Below are 15,877 nucleotides of genomic sequence, written 5' to 3' on the forward strand. Positions count from 1 at the left end.
GTCCTTCCTGTCTTTGACAGGCCTGGACCTGTCGCAACCGGAACATACCGCGAACATCCTGCATGTACAATCCGGTCTCTGCCACGCAACACGGCTTTCGCCGCTGTTGCGCCGCGCGCAAAGCTGCCGCCCGCTTGTCCTTGTCCCCCTCCCGGTCTATGCACCGGGCGAACGTCAGCTTTCCAGGTAGGTGCCCCATGATCCCCCGCTATTCCCGCCCCGAGATGGTCTCCATCTGGTCTCCCGAGACCAAGTTCCGCATCTGGTTCGAGATCGAGGCCCATGCCTGCGACGCCATGGCCGAGCTTGGCGTGATCCCGCGCGAGAATGCGCAGGCGGTCTGGAAGGCCAGGGACGTGGAATTCGACGTCGCCCGGATTGACGAGATCGAAGCCGTGACCAAGCACGATGTCATCGCCTTCCTGACCCATCTGGCCGAACATGTGGGCAGTGACGAGGCGCGCTTCGTGCATCAGGGCATGACCTCTTCCGATGTGCTCGACACCTGTTTCAACGTGCAGCTGACCCGTGCCGCCGACATCCTGATCGCTGACACCCAGGCGCTGCTGGCCGCGCTGAAGCGCCGCGCGCTGGAGCACAAGGACACCCTGCGCGTCGGCCGCAGCCACGGCATCCACGCCGAGCCCACCACCATGGGCCTGACCTTTGCCCGCTTTTACGCCGAGATGGACCGCAACCTGCGCCGCCTGAAAACCGCGCGTGAGGAAATCGCGACCGGGGCAATTTCCGGCGCTGTCGGCACCTTTGCCAACATCGACCCGCGCGTCGAGGAACATGTCTGTGCCCAGCTGGGCCTGACGCCCGAACCGATCAGCACCCAGGTCATCCCCCGCGACCGCCACGCCGCGTTCTTTGCAGCACTCGGGCTGGTGGCCAGCTCGATCGAGAACATCGCGACCGAAGTGCGCCACATGCAGCGTACCGAGGTGCTGGAAGGGGCCGAGTTCTTCTCCGCCGGGCAAAAGGGTTCTTCCGCGATGCCGCACAAGAAGAACCCGGTGCTGACCGAGAACCTGACCGGCCTTGCACGCACCGTGCGCATGGCGGTGATCCCGGCCATGGAGAACGTGACCCTCTGGCACGAACGCGACATCTCGCACTCATCCGTCGAACGCGCCATTGGCCCCGATACCACGATCACCCTCGATTTCGCGCTGAACCGGTTGACCGGGGTCATCGACAAGATGCTGATCTACCCCGACAACATGCTGGCCAACATGAACAAGTTCAGCGGTCTGGTGATGTCCCAGCGCGTGCTGCTGGCCCTGACACAGGCAGGTGTCAGCCGCGAAGACAGCTACCGGCTGGTGCAGCGCAACGCGATGAAGGTCTGGGAAGAGGGCGCGGATTTCAAGACCGAGCTTCTGGCCGATGCAGAAGTGCTGGCCGCTCTCTCTCCCGCGGAGATCGAAGAGAAATTCGACATGGGCTATCACACCAAACATGTGGACACGATCTTTGCCCGCGTCTTTGGCGACCACAGCGTTTCGGGATAAAGCTGACACATCGCAGACCCCTTTTCGCGCTCGACCGCAGGGAGAGGTGGCGAACAAGTGAGTCAGGCATATCCTGAAACGCTTCAGGCTCTGACCGTTGCTCCCTGGCGTCTTATGCCGGAATCACTTTATCCGCCCCCACCGCATCGGTGGGGCGCGGTGGCACTGTCGAAGGCCGCGCATCTTTGGCTCGGTGCAACGGATTCATGCATCCTGTCAGCGGCGGTCGTCACCTGATGTTGGCCCATTACCGGCGCTTCTCTGCAAGGCGCGTGAAGGTCAGGTGAGCGGGCTTTGCTGACATGTCCAACACCCGAAACAGGTCGCGCCCGAACCGAGGGGTGGGCGAGTAGCGCCCGCCCCGTGGGGGCGGTTCGGGCGCTGCCAAAGCTTTGCTTTGGCAATAGGCTTCGCTTTGAGAGTACAGGTTTGGGCCCAGATCTGCCCTTCGCTGCCCTTCGCTGCGCTCGCTACGAAGGTCGATTTTCCCGAGCAATCCGCGTCAGCGATGTTCCAGGAAAATCGGTTTTGCCCGGCAACTGACAGGCGCAGTGCCAAATCACGGTCCCCTGCCCGGATTCCGGGCAGATCTCTGCCGGGTTACCGCAGAGGTTGCGGGATTGTTTGAAATGATGCGCAATCGGTGTAGATTAGGGTCAGGCCCCATTCATCCCAAGCCAATCAAGCAAAAGGAGACCGATCATGACGTTCAAGACCCTTGCGATTGCCCTTGCCCTCATCGCGGTGCCCACGCTCACCCTTGCGGAGGGATGTTTCCACGGCAAGGAGAAACAGGCGATGTCCTGTGCCACCGGCACGACCTATGACAGCGCCACCAAGTCCTGCATGCCGGTCAGCACCTGATCCGGCCAGATGATGAAGACAGAGCGCGGCCTGTCCTGTCGGCGCCCTTTCCCGTTTCCGCGCCGATGTTACGAAAAACCGGCCCCGCGGTCACAATCGCGCGACCCTGTCTTACTTCTGCGCTTTTGATGCTACTCTTCTCTAGATTACCTTTAACTTAAAAAGTCACCCTCTCGTAACGATAGCCCGGAGATTCCTGATGAAGGCTCTTACCCTCGCAACTGTCCTTGTTCTGCCGCTGGCCGCAGGCCCGCTGCTTGCCGCCGGAAGCGGCAATGAAACCGCGCCGGAAAAACCCAAGTGCGAAGACGGCCAGGTCTATGACAAGAAAACCAAGACCTGCGTCGATGCACAGGACAGCCGGCTGGACATGGACAGCCTATATGAAACCGTGCGCGAACTGGCCTATGCGGGCCGCTATGCCGATGCGCAGGTCGTGCTGGCCGAAATGCCCCAGGACGATGACCGCACCCTGACCTATCTGGGCTTCACCCACCGCAAGATGGGCCAGAGCGATCTGGCGATGGGCTATTACCAGCGCGCGCTGGCGATCAACCCGGCCAATGTGCTGGCCCGGTCCTACATGGGTCAGGGCTTTGTCGCCGAAGGCAAGGTGGCCGATGCCATGGAACAGCTCAAGGCGATCCGCGCCCATGGCGGCTCCGGCACCTGGGCCGAGGCCTCGCTGCGGCAGGCCATCGCGACGGGCCAGACTTTCAGCTACTGATTTCAGAATTCGTTCATCTTTGCCTGTCACAACCACCCCGGTTCAGACAGGAAACAGCAAAGATGAACGACATGGTGCCCATGGGCTCCCTCGCGCCGCTGCCCTCTTTTGACACGGGCGGCGCGCGGCCTTCTCTCAGCCGGCGTGCCAAGGCGGCGATCGTGGTGCGCCTGCTGCTCAACGAAGGGGCCGACATCCCGCTTGAGGATCTGCCCGATGAGCTGCAGGAGGCGCTGACCCATCAGATGGGGTCGATGCGGCTGGTGGATCGTGACACCCTTTCCGCCGTGGTTGCCGAATTCGCCGATGAAATCGAAAGCATCGGCCTGTCCTTCCCCCCCGGCATCGCGGGCGCGCTGGATGTGCTGGACGGCAAGATCAGCCGCCAGACGGCACTGCGGCTGCGCAAGGAAGCGGGGGTGCGCCAATCGGGCGATCCCTGGGCCCGGCTCAGGGAATTGAGCGCCGACAAACTCCTGCCCGTGCTGCAGAATGAAAGCGTCGAAGTGGCGGCGGTGATGCTGTCGAAACTGCCCGTGCCCCTGGCTGCCGAACTGCTGGGCCAATTGCCCGGACCGCAGGCGCGGCGGATCACCTATGCCGTGTCGCTGACCGGTGCCGTGACCCCGGATGCGGTTGACCGGATCGGCCTGTCCCTGGCCATGCAGCTTGATGCGCAGCCCGCCCGCGCCTTTGACAGCGACCCGGTAGCGCGCGTTGGTGCGATCCTGAATTCCTCCAGCACGCTGACCCGCGACGATGTGCTGACCGGGCTGGATGAAACCGACCAGGGCTTTGCCAATGCCGTGCGCAAGGCCATCTTCACCTTTGCCAATATCCCCAGCCGGATTGCCCGCCGCGACATACCGCGCATCCTGCGCGAGGTGCCGCCGGCAAGCCTGCTGACCGCATTGGCCGGGGCCGAGGCGGCGGGGTACGCCGACACCATGGCCTTCATTCTGGATAACATGTCGGGCCGCATGGCCGACCAGCTGCGCGAGGACATCAAGGATGCGGGCAAGGTCAAAGCCGCCGATGCCGAGGAGGCGATGAGCGAGGTTGTCCGCACCATCCGGCAAATGGAAAGCACCGGCAATCTGCTGCTGGTGGAGGCGGAAGACGACAGCGACGACAGCGCTTGACCTGCGGCTGCGGGTCCCGGCCCTTGTTGCGCCGTGCTGCGCGGGCTATGTCAGGACGATCTTCATCAATGACTTGGTTTCATGCCCGATCGCTCTGCCGCCCCGCCTGCCCTTGCGCGCAAATTGGGCCACTACCTGACCAATGCACTGATCGTCGGGATCATCCGCTGCGCCCTTGCCCTGCCCTATGAGACCCGGCTGCGTTTTGTCGGCGCTCTGGTGCAGCGGGTGCTGGGGCCCGCCGCAGGCTACCGCAGGCGCGCGCTGGACAATCTGGCGCGCATCTGTCCCGATCTGCCCCCCGCCCGGCGGCGCGAGATCGCGGATGGCTGCCTGAACAACGCCGGCCGCACCTTTATCGAAAACTACTCGGCGCAGGATTTCCCGGCGCGCATGGCCGATGTCACCCCCGAAGGCCCCGGCATGGCCGCATTGGATGCGGCCGCCGTCAGGGGCCAGGCGGTGATCCTGGTCACCGGGCATTTCGGCAATTACGAAGCGACCCGCGCCGCCCTTGTGGCGCGCGGCCATGATATCGGCGGTCTCTACCGCGATATGAAGAACCCCTATTTCAACGCGCACTACGTCAAGACGATGGAGGCTTTCGGCGGGCCGGTGTTCCCCCAGGGCCGGCGCGGCACGGCGGGTTTCGTGCGCCACCTGCGGGAGGGGGGGCATCTGGTGCTGCTGTTTGACCAGCATGTGCAATTCGCCCCGGTGCTTGATTTCATGGGCGCGCCGGCGCGCACAGCGGTCTCTGCGGCGGAACTGGCGTTGCGCTATGACGCGCTGCTGATCCCCTTCTATGGCATTCGCCAGCCGGACGGCGTGCATTTCCGCTGTCTGCTAGAGGCGCCGGTGCCGCCAAGCGATCCCGAAACCATGACCCAGGCGCTGAATGACAGCCTGTCCGCACAGGTGCGCGCCCATCCCGAACAATGGTTCTGGGTTCACCGCCGCTGGCGGCCCGAGGAATAACGCATCCGCACCGGCCTGAGGATGGGGACAAGGGAGTAATCGTTCCGGGCCGGGGTGATCCATCTGCCCGGAAAGCCGGGATCGCAGCCCAAGTGCAAAGCCGCGCAGCCGCCACGCCCAACAGCCGAATAGCCACTCAAGGGTTTGAGCGTTCAGCCGCTCTGGCATTCAACCACTCTCGCGTTCAAGACCCTCCCGTGTAGACATGTCAAAAATGACATGTCTACACGGGAGGGTCATGGATCTCGGTCGGGCGAAAGGGTCCCGCGGAAAACGGCCCATGCGGGGCGCATCCAGGAACGCCGCCCCCGATGCGAGGCATCCACAGGCCGCCCTTTCTCCTCGCCCATCGTGCAACGAAACAGAAGTTTTCCCTAATCCCATCAAGGGATTGCATCATGTCGCACAACTGCCGCTCAGGACGTCAACCGGTACAGCCGCACCGGGCTGCCCTTCGCCCGCGAAATCACCCCCTTGGCCTCAAGGTCAAGCTGCACGGCCTTCAGCCACCACCCGGCTTTCTCGCCCCCGGGAAAGGATGTGGCATCAAGATGGGGCAGCAGCGCCGCCTTTGCCTCGGCCACCTTCAGGCCCGGCGGATCATCCGGCAAGACCCGCAGCAGCGCCGCGCGCATCGCATCGTATTTCACGCGGCTCAGGCGCTGGCTGCGCCCCGGCGTGTTCGGATTTTCAACCTCAACCCTGTCATCAGGCATGATATACTCCTTTCACATCAACAACTTGCGGATTACGAAACCCCATCCGGACCCAGGACCAGAACAGACGCGCCATGAAGCCCGCCGATTGCGTTCCGGCATTGTGAATATCATCGCTCAGAACCGTCCCGCGGGGCGCATCGCGGGTCATGGTCCGCAGCGCGGGCGCAGGTGCGCTGCCATCCGGCCAACGGGCGGCATAGATGCTGAGCCAATGCCCGCCCCTGAACTCCAGCCACATCGGCGCGGCGCAGCAGGTGGCGACGATCCGTTGGGTCCCGGATTTCGGGGTCAGGCGGAAAGAAGCAAGATGATCCGCCCCCTTCAGAACGCGCAGCCGGTCCTTGCGTTGCATCACGAACCGCGTGCCGCCGTTTTCTTCCTGCACCGGGGGCTGGGGCGCAAGACGACCGGCCGCATCGCGACAGGAGGTGCAATGACATTCGGCAGTCAGAATCGGCGGCCCGTCCAGGGCAATCGTGACGTTGCCGCAGGTGCAGGTAATCTTGGTCACGTCACGTTCTCCCCGGTTACGGCAGGGCCAGGGCGGCGTGCCGGAACCGGGCCTTGCCGCGCTGGTGCATCTTGGTCTGGTCGCGGGGCATATTCCTGCTCCCGCCCTCCCCCGCGCCAAAGGACGCAGGTCAGGAATTCGCCTGATGATGAGAAGAGGACCAAAGCCATCCCGATCCCGGAACCACCTATGGTCCGGACCCGAACGCGCTTCGGTTTTGATCTGAATTACCTGCCGCGGCCCGAAACCGAAGATTTCAACCCGTCAGGTGGTCGCGCCTGTTTCACGTAAACATTGCAACGCGTCAGCCATGCCTGCGCCCGGCAGGCTACCGCAGCCTTTGTGCCGCCAGGATCGGTCCGGTGCCCTTGCTCTGCAGGATCACCACAACCGGCTTGTCGCCTTCCAGAACCGATGTCATCGACAAAGGCGCTGCGGGGTCCCAGCTTCCCAGAACTTCCCAGCCTTCGACGATATTCGCATATCCCAGTGTCTTGCCCTGGTTTTCGCCGCGCTCGATCTCCGTTGTGCGATGCGGGGTATAGCGCAGCATATGAACCGTCACCGGGCCGACGAGAGTCTCCAGCGCCGTCGCATCGATCCGCAGGGCATTCCCCTCGCGCGCGAGGGTCAGTTCGACCTGTGCCGCGCGCTGTGCATGTTCCGCGATGGCCTTGCCCAGTTTCATCGGCTTGGCGCCAACGATATCGGTCTCGCCCTGCACGATCATCTCGGGCGTGAAGATCGACCGCCGCCCGGCGGTATGCGCATAGGCGCGCTGGCGGTCCGCATGGGCCGCTTCGCCAAAGGGATCTTCCCATCCGATGTAATCCCAATAGTCCACATGCAGCGCCAGCGCGATCACGTCATCACGCTCGGCCAGTTCTTCCAGCATGGCGTCCGCAGGCGGGCAGCTTGAGCATCCCTGGGAGGTGAAAAGCTCCACCACCACGGGATTTTGCTGAGAGGCAGCGGGATATGCGGTGGCCAGACTCAAGGCGGTGACCAGGGGCAGCAGATGTTTCATTTGATTCCATTCGGCAAGTCGGGACCCCGGCAAGTAGTATCTTTGCGCCTTTGAAATAACCAATCAATGTTTCTTGAGATGGCAAAGCGCCGTTTTAACAGGCCTCGGTATACAATAGTATACAATTTCGTGCTTATGCCGGGAATTGCCATTGAAACATGGGCGGCAATAGGTCATCTAGGCCGTAACCACCGCCACCTGTTCATAGCAAAGGGAGCCTATCCATGACGATTCAAGTTGGTCAGGACACCGCCAAAACCCGCAAGACCCTCACCGCAGGCGATCAGAAGATCGCCTATTACTCCATCCCCGCAGCCGAAGCGGCGGGCCTGGGCGATTTCTCCAAACTGCCTGCCGCCCTCAAGGTGGTGCTGGAGAACATGCTGCGTTTCGAAGATGGCAAGACGGTCACCGTGGACGACATCAAGGCCTTTGCCGAATGGGCGCAGAAAGGCGGGCAGAACCCGCGCGAGATCGCCTATCGTCCGGCCCGCGTGCTGATGCAGGATTTCACCGGCGTGCCGGCCGTTGTCGACCTTGCCGCGATGCGTGACGGTCTGGTGGCCCTGGGCGGCGACCCGGACAAGATCAACCCGCTGAACCCGGTGGATCTGGTCATCGACCACTCGGTCATGATCGATGAATTCGGCAACCCCCGCGCCTTCCAGATGAACGTGGACCGTGAATACGAACGCAACATCGAGCGTTACACCTTCCTCAAGTGGGGCCAGAAGGCCTTCAACAACTTCCGCGTCGTGCCCCCCGGCACCGGCATCTGCCACCAGGTGAACCTGGAATACCTCGCGCAGACGGTCTGGTCCGACAAGGATCAGAACGGCGAGGAAGTGGCCTATCCCGACACGCTGGTCGGCACCGACAGTCACACCACCATGGTCAACGGCATGGCCGTTCTGGGCTGGGGCGTCGGCGGGATCGAGGCCGAGGCCGCGATGCTGGGCCAGCCGATCTCCATGCTGATCCCCGAGGTCGTGGGTTTCGAGCTGACCGGCAAGATGATGGAAGGCACCACCGGCACCGACCTGGTGCTGAAAGTCGTGGAAATGCTGCGTGAAAAGGGCGTGGTCAGCAAATTCGTGGAATTCTACGGCGACGGGCTCGATACCCTGCCGCTGGCAGACCGCGCGACCATCGCCAACATGGCCCCCGAATACGGCGCCACCTGCGGCTTCTTCCCGATCGACGGCGAGACCCTGCGCTACATGCGCACCACCGGCCGTGACGAGAACCGCATCGCGCTTGTCGAAGCCTATGCCCGCGCGAACGGCATGTGGCGCGACGAAAACTATGCACCGGTCTACACCGATACGCTCACGCTCGACATGGGCACCATCGTGCCCGCAATCTCGGGCCCCAAGCGTCCGCAGGACTATATCGCGCTGACCTCCGCGCACACGGCATTCGGCCAATACGTCAAGGGCCTGCGCGCGGGCAAGGACGCCTCCAAGGCGCAGGAAGTCACCTGGGAAGGTGAAGGCGGCCAGCCCGAGCCCCGCGAGATCCCCGGTGACGAAGGCAGCCACAAGCGCGGCTATGTGCAGACCGAGGATGGCCATTACCAGCTGCATGACGGGTCCATCGTCATTGCCTCCATCACCTCCTGCACCAACACATCGAACCCCTATGTGATGATCGGTGCCGGTCTGGTGGCGCGCAAGGCACGGGCCCTTGGCCTGACCCGCAAGCCCTGGGTCAAGACATCGCTCGCCCCCGGTTCCCAGGTTGTTTCCGCCTATCTTGAGGCGGCCAACCTGCAGGAGGATCTGGATGCCATCGGCTTCAACCTTGTCGGTTACGGCTGCACCACCTGCATCGGCAACTCCGGCCCGCTGGAGCCTGCGATCAGCAAGGCGATCAACGATTATGACCTGATCGGCACCTCGGTCCTCTCGGGGAACCGCAACTTCGAAGGGCGCATCTCGCCCGACGTGCGTGCCAACTACCTCGCGTCTCCGCCGCTCGTGGTGGCCTATGCGCTGGTGGGTGACATGAACGTCGATCTGGCCAATGGCGTGCTGGGTCAGGACAAGGACGGCAATGACGTCTACCTGAAAGACATCTGGCCCACGACGCAGGAGATTGCCGAACTGGTCGAGCAGACCGTGACGCGCGAGAGCTTCCAGTCGAAATATGCCGATGTCTTCAAGGGCGACGAAAAATGGCAGAGCGTGGAGACCACGGATGCCAAGACCTACAACTGGCCGCCGCAATCCACCTATGTGCAGAACCCGCCCTATTTCCAGGGCATGTCCCCGGAGCCGGGCGTGATCACCAACATCGAGAACGCCAAGGTTCTTGCAATGCTGGGCGACATGATCACCACAGACCACATCAGCCCCGCGGGCTCCTTCAAGGAAAGCACCCCCGCCGGCCAGTATCTGGTCGAGCGTCAGGTGCCGGTGCGGGAGTTCAACTCCTATGGCTCGCGTCGCGGCAACCACGAGGTCATGATGCGCGGCACCTTCGCCAACATCCGCATCAAGAACGAGATGCTGGACGGCGTCGAGGGCGGCTATACCAAGGGCCCCGATGGCAAGCAGACCTCGATCTTTGACGCGGCCATGGCGCATCAGGAAAACGGCACACCGCTGGTGATCTTCGGTGGCGAACAATACGGTGCCGGCTCCTCGCGCGACTGGGCGGCCAAGGGCACGGCCCTGCTGGGCGTCAAGGCGGTGATCGCGGAAAGCTTTGAGCGTATCCACCGCTCCAACCTGGTGGGCATGGGGGTGATCCCCTTCGAGTTCACAGGTGGCGACACCCGCAAATCGCTGGGTCTGACAGGGGATGAAACAGTGTCCATCTCCGGTCTCGACACCATCAACCCGCTGCAGGAAGTGCCTTGCGAGATCACCATGGGTGACGGCAGCAAGAAAGAGATCATGATCAAGTGCCGGATCGATACGGCGATCGAGATCGAATACATCGAACATGGCGGCGTGCTGCATTACGTGCTGCGCGACCTGGCCAGGGACGACGCCATCGCAGCGGAATAACCCCGCCCGCGAGAGCGACTGAAACCAACCCGCCGCGCCCGTCGCGGCGGGTTTTTTCGTGGTCCGGTTGCACTTGGCCGTGACGCGCGCCATGTTGAGGAAACAAGGGAGCCGGATCCCCGCGGGTAACTTTCTATAAACAAAGAGCTAATTCGCCGGGTCCGGATGTTGCGGCGGGGCAGAGCAGAAGGCACCAGGAAAATGACGGAAGTTGTTCTTGTGACCGGCGCGGCGCGGGGGATCGGGCGCGCCATCGCATCGGATCTGGCAGGCGACCACCGGGTGGCGGCCACCTATCATGCGACACCGCCCGATGCCTTGCTGGGCGCGCATCCGGCGGTCCATGCGATCAGGGCCGATCTGGCCGACCCTGCGACGGCGGATCGGATCATCGCGGAGGTCATGAAGGCCTTCGGGCGGCTGGACGTGATCGTCAACAATGCCGGTGCGATCGAGATGGACGATGGCAAGCCGGCACTGAACCATCTGGTCAATGTGGCGGCCCCCATGGCCCTGCTGAACGCCGCCCTGCCGCATCTGTCGCGGGGGGCGCGGGTGATCAATATCTCATCAGTGAACGCGCAGTTCCCCGCAGGCGGAGCTGCCTCCTATTCCGCCAGCAAGGCCGCGCTGAACAGCTGGACCCGCGCCATGGCCAAGGAACTGGGCCCGCGCGGCATTCGCGTGAACGGCGTCGCCCCCGGCGCCATCGAAAGGGTGGAAAACCCCCGCCCGCCCGAGCTGATCAAGGCCTTCACCGATCTGACCGCCCTGGGGCGTCACGGCGTGCCGGAAGATGTCGCGAAGGTGGTCCGCTTCCTCGCCTCGGATGCGGCAGGGTTCATCACCGGGGAGACCATCACGGTATCGGGCGGCTACCGGCTCTGACAGCCGGGCCCCCGTTTTCTTTTTGGCAAGAAATATTCCCCGCCGGAGGCATTAAGTTCTTTTCCCGCGCTATCGCCCCAGCGCCGCGTTCAGCGCGGGCAGGAAGCGTTGCTCGTAATCAGACCCGACCAGCGGCCCGGCAAAGCGGAACAGCACGGTGCCGTCACCATCCAGGATGAAGGTTTCCGGCGGCGCGGTCACGCCCCAGTCGATGGCGGTGCGCCCCTGCGGGTCGAAACCAACGCCGACAAAGGGGGTGTCCTCATCCTCAAGGTAGCTGCGCGCGGTGCCTGCCTGATCCTTGAAATTGATCCCGACAATCGGCAGGCCGGCCTTGGCCAGTTCAAGCAGTTTGGGGTGTTCGACCCGGCAGGGCGGGCACCAGCTGGCCCAGAAATTCACCAATGTGACCTCGCCCGATGCCAGCATCCGGGCAGTGGCGGGCGGGAACCCTTCCAGCGCCGCTTCGGGAATGCCGGGGGCAGCCTGGCCAACCAGGGTGGAGGGCAGACCTTCGGGATCGTCGCGGAACATGCCGACAGCGGCCAGCGCGACGAAGGCGGCGAAAATCAGCGGCGGGGCGATCATCAGGGGCTTAACCATTGCGTCCGGCCTCTTTTTCAGCGGCGTCCAGTGTGGCGCGTGCGGCGCGGCCCCGGCGCAGGGTCCAAAGCACCAGCACCGCCAGCAGCAGCAGCGACACCGCATAGGCCGACAGCACTTCGACCGCGTATTTTCCCAGCTCCGGCATCATGCCGCCCTGCCCGCCCGCGCCCGCAGCGCGGCGGCGCGGCGCAGCCGGATTTCCGTGCCGGTGCGGTAGAACACCAGCGCGACAAAGAGCAGGCCGAAGCCGATCATGCAGATCACCAGCGGGTAGAAGAACACATCGTCCACACTGCGCCCGCCTGTCGCCACCGGCACCGAGGTGCCCTGGTGCAGACCCTGGTTCCAGAACTGCACGGCATAGCGGCTGAGCACGGCAAAGACCGACCCGACAAGGCACAGGACCGAGGTGAGATCGGCCGCGGTGTCGGGGTCTTCGATGGCTTCCCACAGGGCGATATAGCCCAGGTAGAACAGGAACAGGATCAGAAAGGAGGTAAGCCGGGGATCCCAGGCCCACCAGGTGCCCCACATCGGCTGGCCCCAGATCGCGCCGGTCAGCAGGGCGATCACGGTCATCACCACCCCCACGGGTGCGGCAGCCTTTGCCGCCAGCGCGCTGACATGGTGGCGGCGGATCAGCCAGATCAGCGAGGCGACCAGCATCATGAACCAGGCGTTGATCGCCATCAGGGCGGCGGGGACATGCAGGTAGATGATCTTGACCGTTGCGCCCTGGCGGTAATCCTGGGGCGTGCCGAAGAAACCCCAGATCAGCCCGGTCGCGACACAGGCCAGAGACAGCACCCAGAGCACGGGTTGTACCCGCGCGCTCAGGGTGAGAAATTTCACCGGGTTTGCGTAACTCCAGATCGACATGGGCTACTCCTACTCTGCCGCGCGGCGGTGCTCAATAGACGACGGCGCGACGGATTGACCGGGGGTAAGGAGGGCGGCGCCGCTCATCGCAGCCCCATGCGCAGCACGGCGGCAGAGGCGAAGGGCATCAGGGCGATCACCGCGAAGGTGATCCCGGCCAGCATCAGCAGTGGTGTGGTCACCTCCTGCCCGCCTGCGCCGCGCCGGGCGACCTCGGCCCCGAAGATCAGGGTCGGCACGTAAAGCGGCAGTACCAGCAGCGACAGCAGCAGCCCGCCGCGTTTGATCCCCACGGTAAGCGCCGCGCCGAAACAGCCGATGACCGACAGAGCCGGTGTCCCCAGCGCCAGCGAAACGACAAGCCAGAGGTAGCCTGGCGTTGCGAGGTTCAGCAGCACGCCCAGCACCGGGGCGGCCAGCACCAGCGGCAGGCCCGTGGTCAGCCAATGGGCCAGAGCCTTGACGCTCAGCGCCCCCTCCAGCGGCAGCGGGGCAGTGAGCAGCAGGTCAAGCGTGCCATCCTCGAAATCCAGCGCCAGCAGGCGGTCCAGCGACAAAAGGCAGGCCAGCAGCGCGCCCAGCCAGAGCACGCCGGGGGCGATGAGCTGCAAGAGCGCCGCCTGCGGGCCGACGCTGAAGGGCACCAGCACCGTCACGATCAGGAAGAAGGCAAGCCCCAGGCCAAAGCCGCCCCCGGCCCGGAGCGCGAGCGTCAGGTCGCGGATCAGAAGCGCCCTCACAGAAAGGCCTCGTCGCTGGCGCCGGCGCGGGTGGCAGCACTGGCGCGGAAGGGGGTGATGTCCAGCACCTGCGCCTCGATCCCCAGGTCGATATGGGTGGCGATCAGCGCCGCGCCGCCCTGTGCCAGATGCGCGCGCAGGGCAGCGGCAAAGAGCGCCACCGCCCCGGTGTCGAGCGAAACGGTGGGTTCGTCCAGCACCCAGAGCGGCCGCCCGGTGACCAGAAGCCGCGCCAGTCCCAGACGGCGTTTCTGCCCTGCCGACAGGGTGCCAGCCAGCCGGTCCGCCAGCCCGTGCAGGTCAAAGGCATCCAGCGCCGGGGTGATGTCGGAAGTGCCAAAGATCCGCGCCCAGAAGGCCAGGTTCTCGGTCACGCTCAGCATCGCTTTCAGCCCGTCGGCATGGGCGGCATAGGCGACACGGTCCTCTGCGCCCTCGATGCGGCCCGAAAGCGGCGGTTGCAGGCCTGCGATGCTGCGCAACAGGGTAGTCTTGCCCGCGCCGTTCGGCCCGCGCAGGATCAGCGCCTGACCCGGCACCAGCGCAAGGCTGAGACCGGTCAGAACCGGCACACCGCCACGGGCAAGGGTCAGATCATCGACGCGTAACATCATGCCCCCTGCGTAACCCATTGGCGGGGCGTGCAAAAGCGGTCATTTGCGGCGCGGCACCCCGGCGGGGCGGGCGCAACGGCCCGGGCATGTCAGACGGGGATCAGCGCGAGGGCAATGCGGCGGCCTTCGCTCAGCAAGATGTTGTAGGTGCGGCAGGCGGCGGGGGATGCCATCGCCTCCACCCCCATGCCGGCCTCTTCCAGCGGGCCGGTCAGGGTTTCCGGCAGGTGGCCGATCTCGGCGCCGGTCCCGACAAAGAGCACGTCAACCTGCCCCTTGAGCGCCAGAAGCGCGGCGTCGTCCTGCAGCCCGGCCCATGTCTGAATGCCACCGGGTCCGGCAATCACCGGGCCATGGATCACCTGCCCGCCGATGCGGAAAAAGCCTGGGCCATAGCCTTCGACGGGTTTCGCATCCGTAAAGACGATTTCGTTCAAGCGCATGTCACATCCCTTTGCAAAGCGGCAGGACGATCATAGCCGATGCGGCCCTGACGTTATAGGCCAGCGCGGTAAAAAGACGCCCCCAGGCAGGGCGCTTTACCGCAGGCCCTGCCGGGCGGCGCAGAGAATTTTTCCATGCAGGCTTTACCGAACATGCAGGCTTTACCGAAACGATTCGGGCCGCTAACCAAAGGGTACTTCGGTCCGGACGGTTCGCCGTCTGGTTAATAGGGAACGTGGTTCGGCCCTCCGGCCAAATCCACGACTGCCCCCGCAACTGTAGGCGGAGAGCGAAGCCGGCGCATACCGCTGTCACAGCATATGTGATGGGAAGGTCCGGCCAAGCAACGACCCGCGAGTCAGGAGACCTGCCGAGGTGTTCACCCTGTTCGGGCGCGAGGGGCGTCGGGACTGCGGAGCTTCCGCTTGTGGTGTTTTCACCGTCTGCGGGGGCATCCCTCAAAAGACAATTCTACGTCTGGCGGCCCGTCGGGGCCGCAACCGAGGGTATTTCATGCCTCTTGCATCCGTTCTGGCTTCCGCAGCCGTCGTTCCATTCTTCACCACTGCTGCACTGGCTCAGGATCATTTCGATCTGGGCGAAATCATTGTCTCGGGCGGGCTGACGCCGATCGAGGCCGAGGCACCGGGCCGCGCGGCGAGTGTTGTCACGGCACAACAGATCGAGGAGCGCGGCATCGCCACGGTGCAGGACGCCCTGCGCGCCTTGCCGGGCGTGTCGGTCAACGGGTCCGGCAGCAGTTTTACCCAGGTCCGCCTGAGCGGCGGCGAGGCAAACCATACGCTGATCCTGATCGACGGGATCGAAGCCTCGGGCGGCGATGGCGAATATATTCTCAGCGGTCTGGAAACCGCCAATATCGAGCGCATCGAGGTGCTGCGCGGGCCGCAATCGGTCTATTACGGTTCCAACGCCTCGGGGGGGTATCAATATCATTACCCGCAAAGGCGGGATCGGTGACACCTATTCGGCCACGCTGGAGCTGGGCAACGGGACAACGGCAACCGCATTTCTTTCGCGCCGGATGCGCCGGGTTATGTGGTGGATGATCCGACCCAGTTCGGCACCCGCGACGAACGGACGCTAGGTCGTGTTGACATTCATTGTCACCCACCCGTTTCAGTCCAAAATTGCTCAGTTCCAGGCAAGAGAGCGCAGGAATAGCCAGCTATTTCAAGCTCTCTTT

At 63.9% G+C, this 15,877-nt stretch carries 17 protein-coding genes and 1 riboswitch; of the genes, 8 read left to right on the forward strand and 9 right to left on the reverse strand.

Going from position 1 to position 15,877, the window contains the following annotated elements:
• The first annotated feature begins 197 nt into the window (after positions 1-197).
• The 5 genes from purB to O4H53_RS16680 all read left to right on the forward strand — a co-directional run bounded on the left by purB (position 198) and on the right by O4H53_RS16680 (position 5,228).
• Positions 198-1,517 (forward strand): adenylosuccinate lyase, encoded by a 1,320-nt coding sequence (gene purB / locus O4H53_RS16660; protein ID WP_269365554.1) that lies wholly within the window; start codon positions 198-200, stop codon positions 1,515-1,517.
• A gap of 702 nt (positions 1,518-2,219) precedes the next feature.
• Entirely contained in the window at positions 2,220-2,381 is a 162-nt protein-coding gene (locus O4H53_RS16665; RefSeq protein ID WP_269365556.1) for a hypothetical protein, read from the forward strand.
• A gap of 199 nt (positions 2,382-2,580) precedes the next feature.
• Positions 2,581-3,108 carry a hypothetical protein gene (locus O4H53_RS16670; RefSeq protein WP_269365558.1) on the forward strand — a complete coding sequence of 176 codons (528 nt, stop codon included), beginning with the start codon at positions 2,581-2,583 and terminating at the stop codon, positions 3,106-3,108.
• Positions 3,109-3,170: 62 nt separating this feature from the next.
• Positions 3,171-4,250, forward strand: a complete 1,080-nt coding sequence (locus O4H53_RS16675) for a flagellar motor switch protein FliG (RefSeq protein WP_269365560.1) — start codon at positions 3,171-3,173, stop codon at positions 4,248-4,250.
• An 81-nt stretch (positions 4,251-4,331) separates the two neighbouring features.
• Positions 4,332-5,228 (forward strand): lysophospholipid acyltransferase family protein, encoded by an 897-nt coding sequence (locus O4H53_RS16680; protein WP_269365562.1) that lies wholly within the window; start codon positions 4,332-4,334, stop codon positions 5,226-5,228.
• Positions 5,229-5,644: 416 nt separating this feature from the next.
• Here the strand turns inward: O4H53_RS16680 and O4H53_RS16685 are convergent, their stop codons facing one another.
• The 3 genes from O4H53_RS16685 to O4H53_RS16695 form a co-directional block, all read right to left on the reverse strand.
• Positions 5,645-5,944, reverse strand: a complete 300-nt coding sequence (locus O4H53_RS16685) for a DUF6958 family protein (protein ID WP_269365564.1) — start codon at positions 5,942-5,944, stop codon at positions 5,645-5,647.
• Entirely contained in the window at positions 5,937-6,458 is a 522-nt protein-coding gene (locus tag O4H53_RS16690) for a GFA family protein (protein WP_269365566.1), read from the reverse strand. The genes O4H53_RS16685 and O4H53_RS16690 overlap by 8 nt, the downstream gene beginning before the upstream one ends.
• Before the next feature lie 328 nt (positions 6,459-6,786).
• Entirely contained in the window at positions 6,787-7,485 is a 699-nt protein-coding gene (locus O4H53_RS16695; protein WP_269365568.1) for a DUF1223 domain-containing protein, read from the reverse strand.
• Between the two features lie 224 nt (positions 7,486-7,709).
• Here O4H53_RS16695 and acnA point away from each other — a divergent pair, with 224 nt between their 5' ends.
• A complete protein-coding gene (gene acnA, locus O4H53_RS16700) occupies positions 7,710-10,499 on the forward strand; it encodes an aconitate hydratase AcnA (protein ID WP_269365570.1) in 2,790 nt (929 codons plus the stop codon).
• Between the two features lie 201 nt (positions 10,500-10,700).
• Positions 10,701-11,387, forward strand: a complete 687-nt coding sequence (locus O4H53_RS16705; RefSeq protein WP_269365573.1) for an SDR family NAD(P)-dependent oxidoreductase — start codon at positions 10,701-10,703, stop codon at positions 11,385-11,387.
• A 69-nt stretch (positions 11,388-11,456) separates the two neighbouring features.
• On the opposite strand, the gene O4H53_RS16710 is transcribed toward O4H53_RS16705, so the two are convergent.
• The 6 genes from O4H53_RS16710 to O4H53_RS16735 all read right to left on the reverse strand — a co-directional run bounded on the left by O4H53_RS16710 (position 11,457) and on the right by O4H53_RS16735 (position 14,669).
• The gene (locus tag O4H53_RS16710; RefSeq protein ID WP_269365575.1) at positions 11,457-11,990 is read right to left on the reverse strand and encodes a DsbE family thiol:disulfide interchange protein; all 534 of its coding nucleotides are present in this window, start codon (positions 11,988-11,990) and stop codon (positions 11,457-11,459) included.
• The gene (gene ccmD, locus O4H53_RS16715; protein ID WP_269365576.1) at positions 11,983-12,138 is read right to left on the reverse strand and encodes a heme exporter protein CcmD; all 156 of its coding nucleotides are present in this window, start codon (positions 12,136-12,138) and stop codon (positions 11,983-11,985) included. Before ccmD ends, O4H53_RS16710 begins: the two co-directional genes overlap by 8 nt.
• Positions 12,138-12,872 (reverse strand): heme ABC transporter permease, encoded by a 735-nt coding sequence (locus O4H53_RS16720; protein WP_269365577.1) that lies wholly within the window; start codon positions 12,870-12,872, stop codon positions 12,138-12,140. Before O4H53_RS16720 ends, ccmD begins: the two co-directional genes overlap by 1 nt.
• 83 nt (positions 12,873-12,955) lie before the next feature.
• Positions 12,956-13,612 carry a heme exporter protein CcmB gene (gene ccmB, locus O4H53_RS16725; protein ID WP_269365578.1) on the reverse strand — a complete coding sequence of 219 codons (657 nt, stop codon included), beginning with the start codon at positions 13,610-13,612 and terminating at the stop codon, positions 12,956-12,958.
• Positions 13,609-14,226 (reverse strand): heme ABC exporter ATP-binding protein CcmA, encoded by a 618-nt coding sequence (gene ccmA, locus O4H53_RS16730; protein WP_269365586.1) that lies wholly within the window; start codon positions 14,224-14,226, stop codon positions 13,609-13,611. The genes ccmB and ccmA overlap by 4 nt, the downstream gene beginning before the upstream one ends.
• 89 nt (positions 14,227-14,315) lie before the next feature.
• Positions 14,316-14,669, reverse strand: coding sequence for an Mth938-like domain-containing protein (locus O4H53_RS16735; protein ID WP_269365579.1), 354 nt, complete (start codon positions 14,667-14,669; stop codon positions 14,316-14,318).
• A gap of 183 nt (positions 14,670-14,852) precedes the next feature.
• A riboswitch (cobalamin riboswitch) is annotated at positions 14,853-15,059 on the forward strand.
• Positions 15,060-15,183: 124 nt separating this feature from the next.
• On the opposite strand from O4H53_RS16735, the gene O4H53_RS16740 reads away from it, so the two are divergent.
• Positions 15,184-15,651: a TonB-dependent receptor gene (locus O4H53_RS16740; RefSeq protein WP_269365580.1), complete on the forward strand. Its 468-nt coding sequence runs from the start codon at positions 15,184-15,186 to the stop codon at positions 15,649-15,651.
• Positions 15,652-15,877 lie beyond the last annotated feature (226 nt).

The sequence above is a fragment of the Sulfitobacter sp. G21635-S1 genome (assembly GCF_027213915.1).
In the GTDB taxonomy this organism is placed as follows: domain Bacteria; phylum Pseudomonadota; class Alphaproteobacteria; order Rhodobacterales; family Rhodobacteraceae; genus Sulfitobacter.

What these genes read in the sequence shown, in the direction of transcription:
- purB (WP_269365554.1), top strand. Translation starts at nt 198, where the DNA reads ATGATCCCCCGCTATTCCCGCCCCGAGATGGTCTCCATCTGGTCTCCC.
- O4H53_RS16665 (WP_269365556.1), top strand. Translation starts at nt 2,220, where the DNA reads ATGACGTTCAAGACCCTTGCGATTGCCCTTGCCCTCATCGCGGTGCCC.
- O4H53_RS16670 (WP_269365558.1), top strand. Translation starts at nt 2,581, where the DNA reads ATGAAGGCTCTTACCCTCGCAACTGTCCTTGTTCTGCCGCTGGCCGCA.
- O4H53_RS16675 (WP_269365560.1), top strand. Translation starts at nt 3,171, where the DNA reads ATGAACGACATGGTGCCCATGGGCTCCCTCGCGCCGCTGCCCTCTTTT.
- O4H53_RS16680 (WP_269365562.1), top strand. Translation starts at nt 4,332, where the DNA reads ATGCCCGATCGCTCTGCCGCCCCGCCTGCCCTTGCGCGCAAATTGGGC.
- O4H53_RS16685 (WP_269365564.1), bottom strand. Translation starts at nt 5,944, where the DNA reads ATGCCTGATGACAGGGTTGAGGTTGAAAATCCGAACACGCCGGGGCGC.
- O4H53_RS16695 (WP_269365568.1), bottom strand. Translation starts at nt 7,485, where the DNA reads ATGAAACATCTGCTGCCCCTGGTCACCGCCTTGAGTCTGGCCACCGCA.
- acnA (WP_269365570.1), top strand. Translation starts at nt 7,710, where the DNA reads ATGACGATTCAAGTTGGTCAGGACACCGCCAAAACCCGCAAGACCCTC.
- O4H53_RS16705 (WP_269365573.1), top strand. Translation starts at nt 10,701, where the DNA reads ATGACGGAAGTTGTTCTTGTGACCGGCGCGGCGCGGGGGATCGGGCGC.
- O4H53_RS16710 (WP_269365575.1), bottom strand. Translation starts at nt 11,990, where the DNA reads ATGGTTAAGCCCCTGATGATCGCCCCGCCGCTGATTTTCGCCGCCTTC.
- ccmD (WP_269365576.1), bottom strand. Translation starts at nt 12,138, where the DNA reads ATGCCGGAGCTGGGAAAATACGCGGTCGAAGTGCTGTCGGCCTATGCG.
- O4H53_RS16720 (WP_269365577.1), bottom strand. Translation starts at nt 12,872, where the DNA reads ATGTCGATCTGGAGTTACGCAAACCCGGTGAAATTTCTCACCCTGAGC.
- ccmA (WP_269365586.1), bottom strand. Translation starts at nt 14,226, where the DNA reads ATGATGTTACGCGTCGATGATCTGACCCTTGCCCGTGGCGGTGTGCCG.
- O4H53_RS16735 (WP_269365579.1), bottom strand. Translation starts at nt 14,669, where the DNA reads ATGCGCTTGAACGAAATCGTCTTTACGGATGCGAAACCCGTCGAAGGC.
- O4H53_RS16740 (WP_269365580.1), top strand. Translation starts at nt 15,184, where the DNA reads ATGCCTCTTGCATCCGTTCTGGCTTCCGCAGCCGTCGTTCCATTCTTC.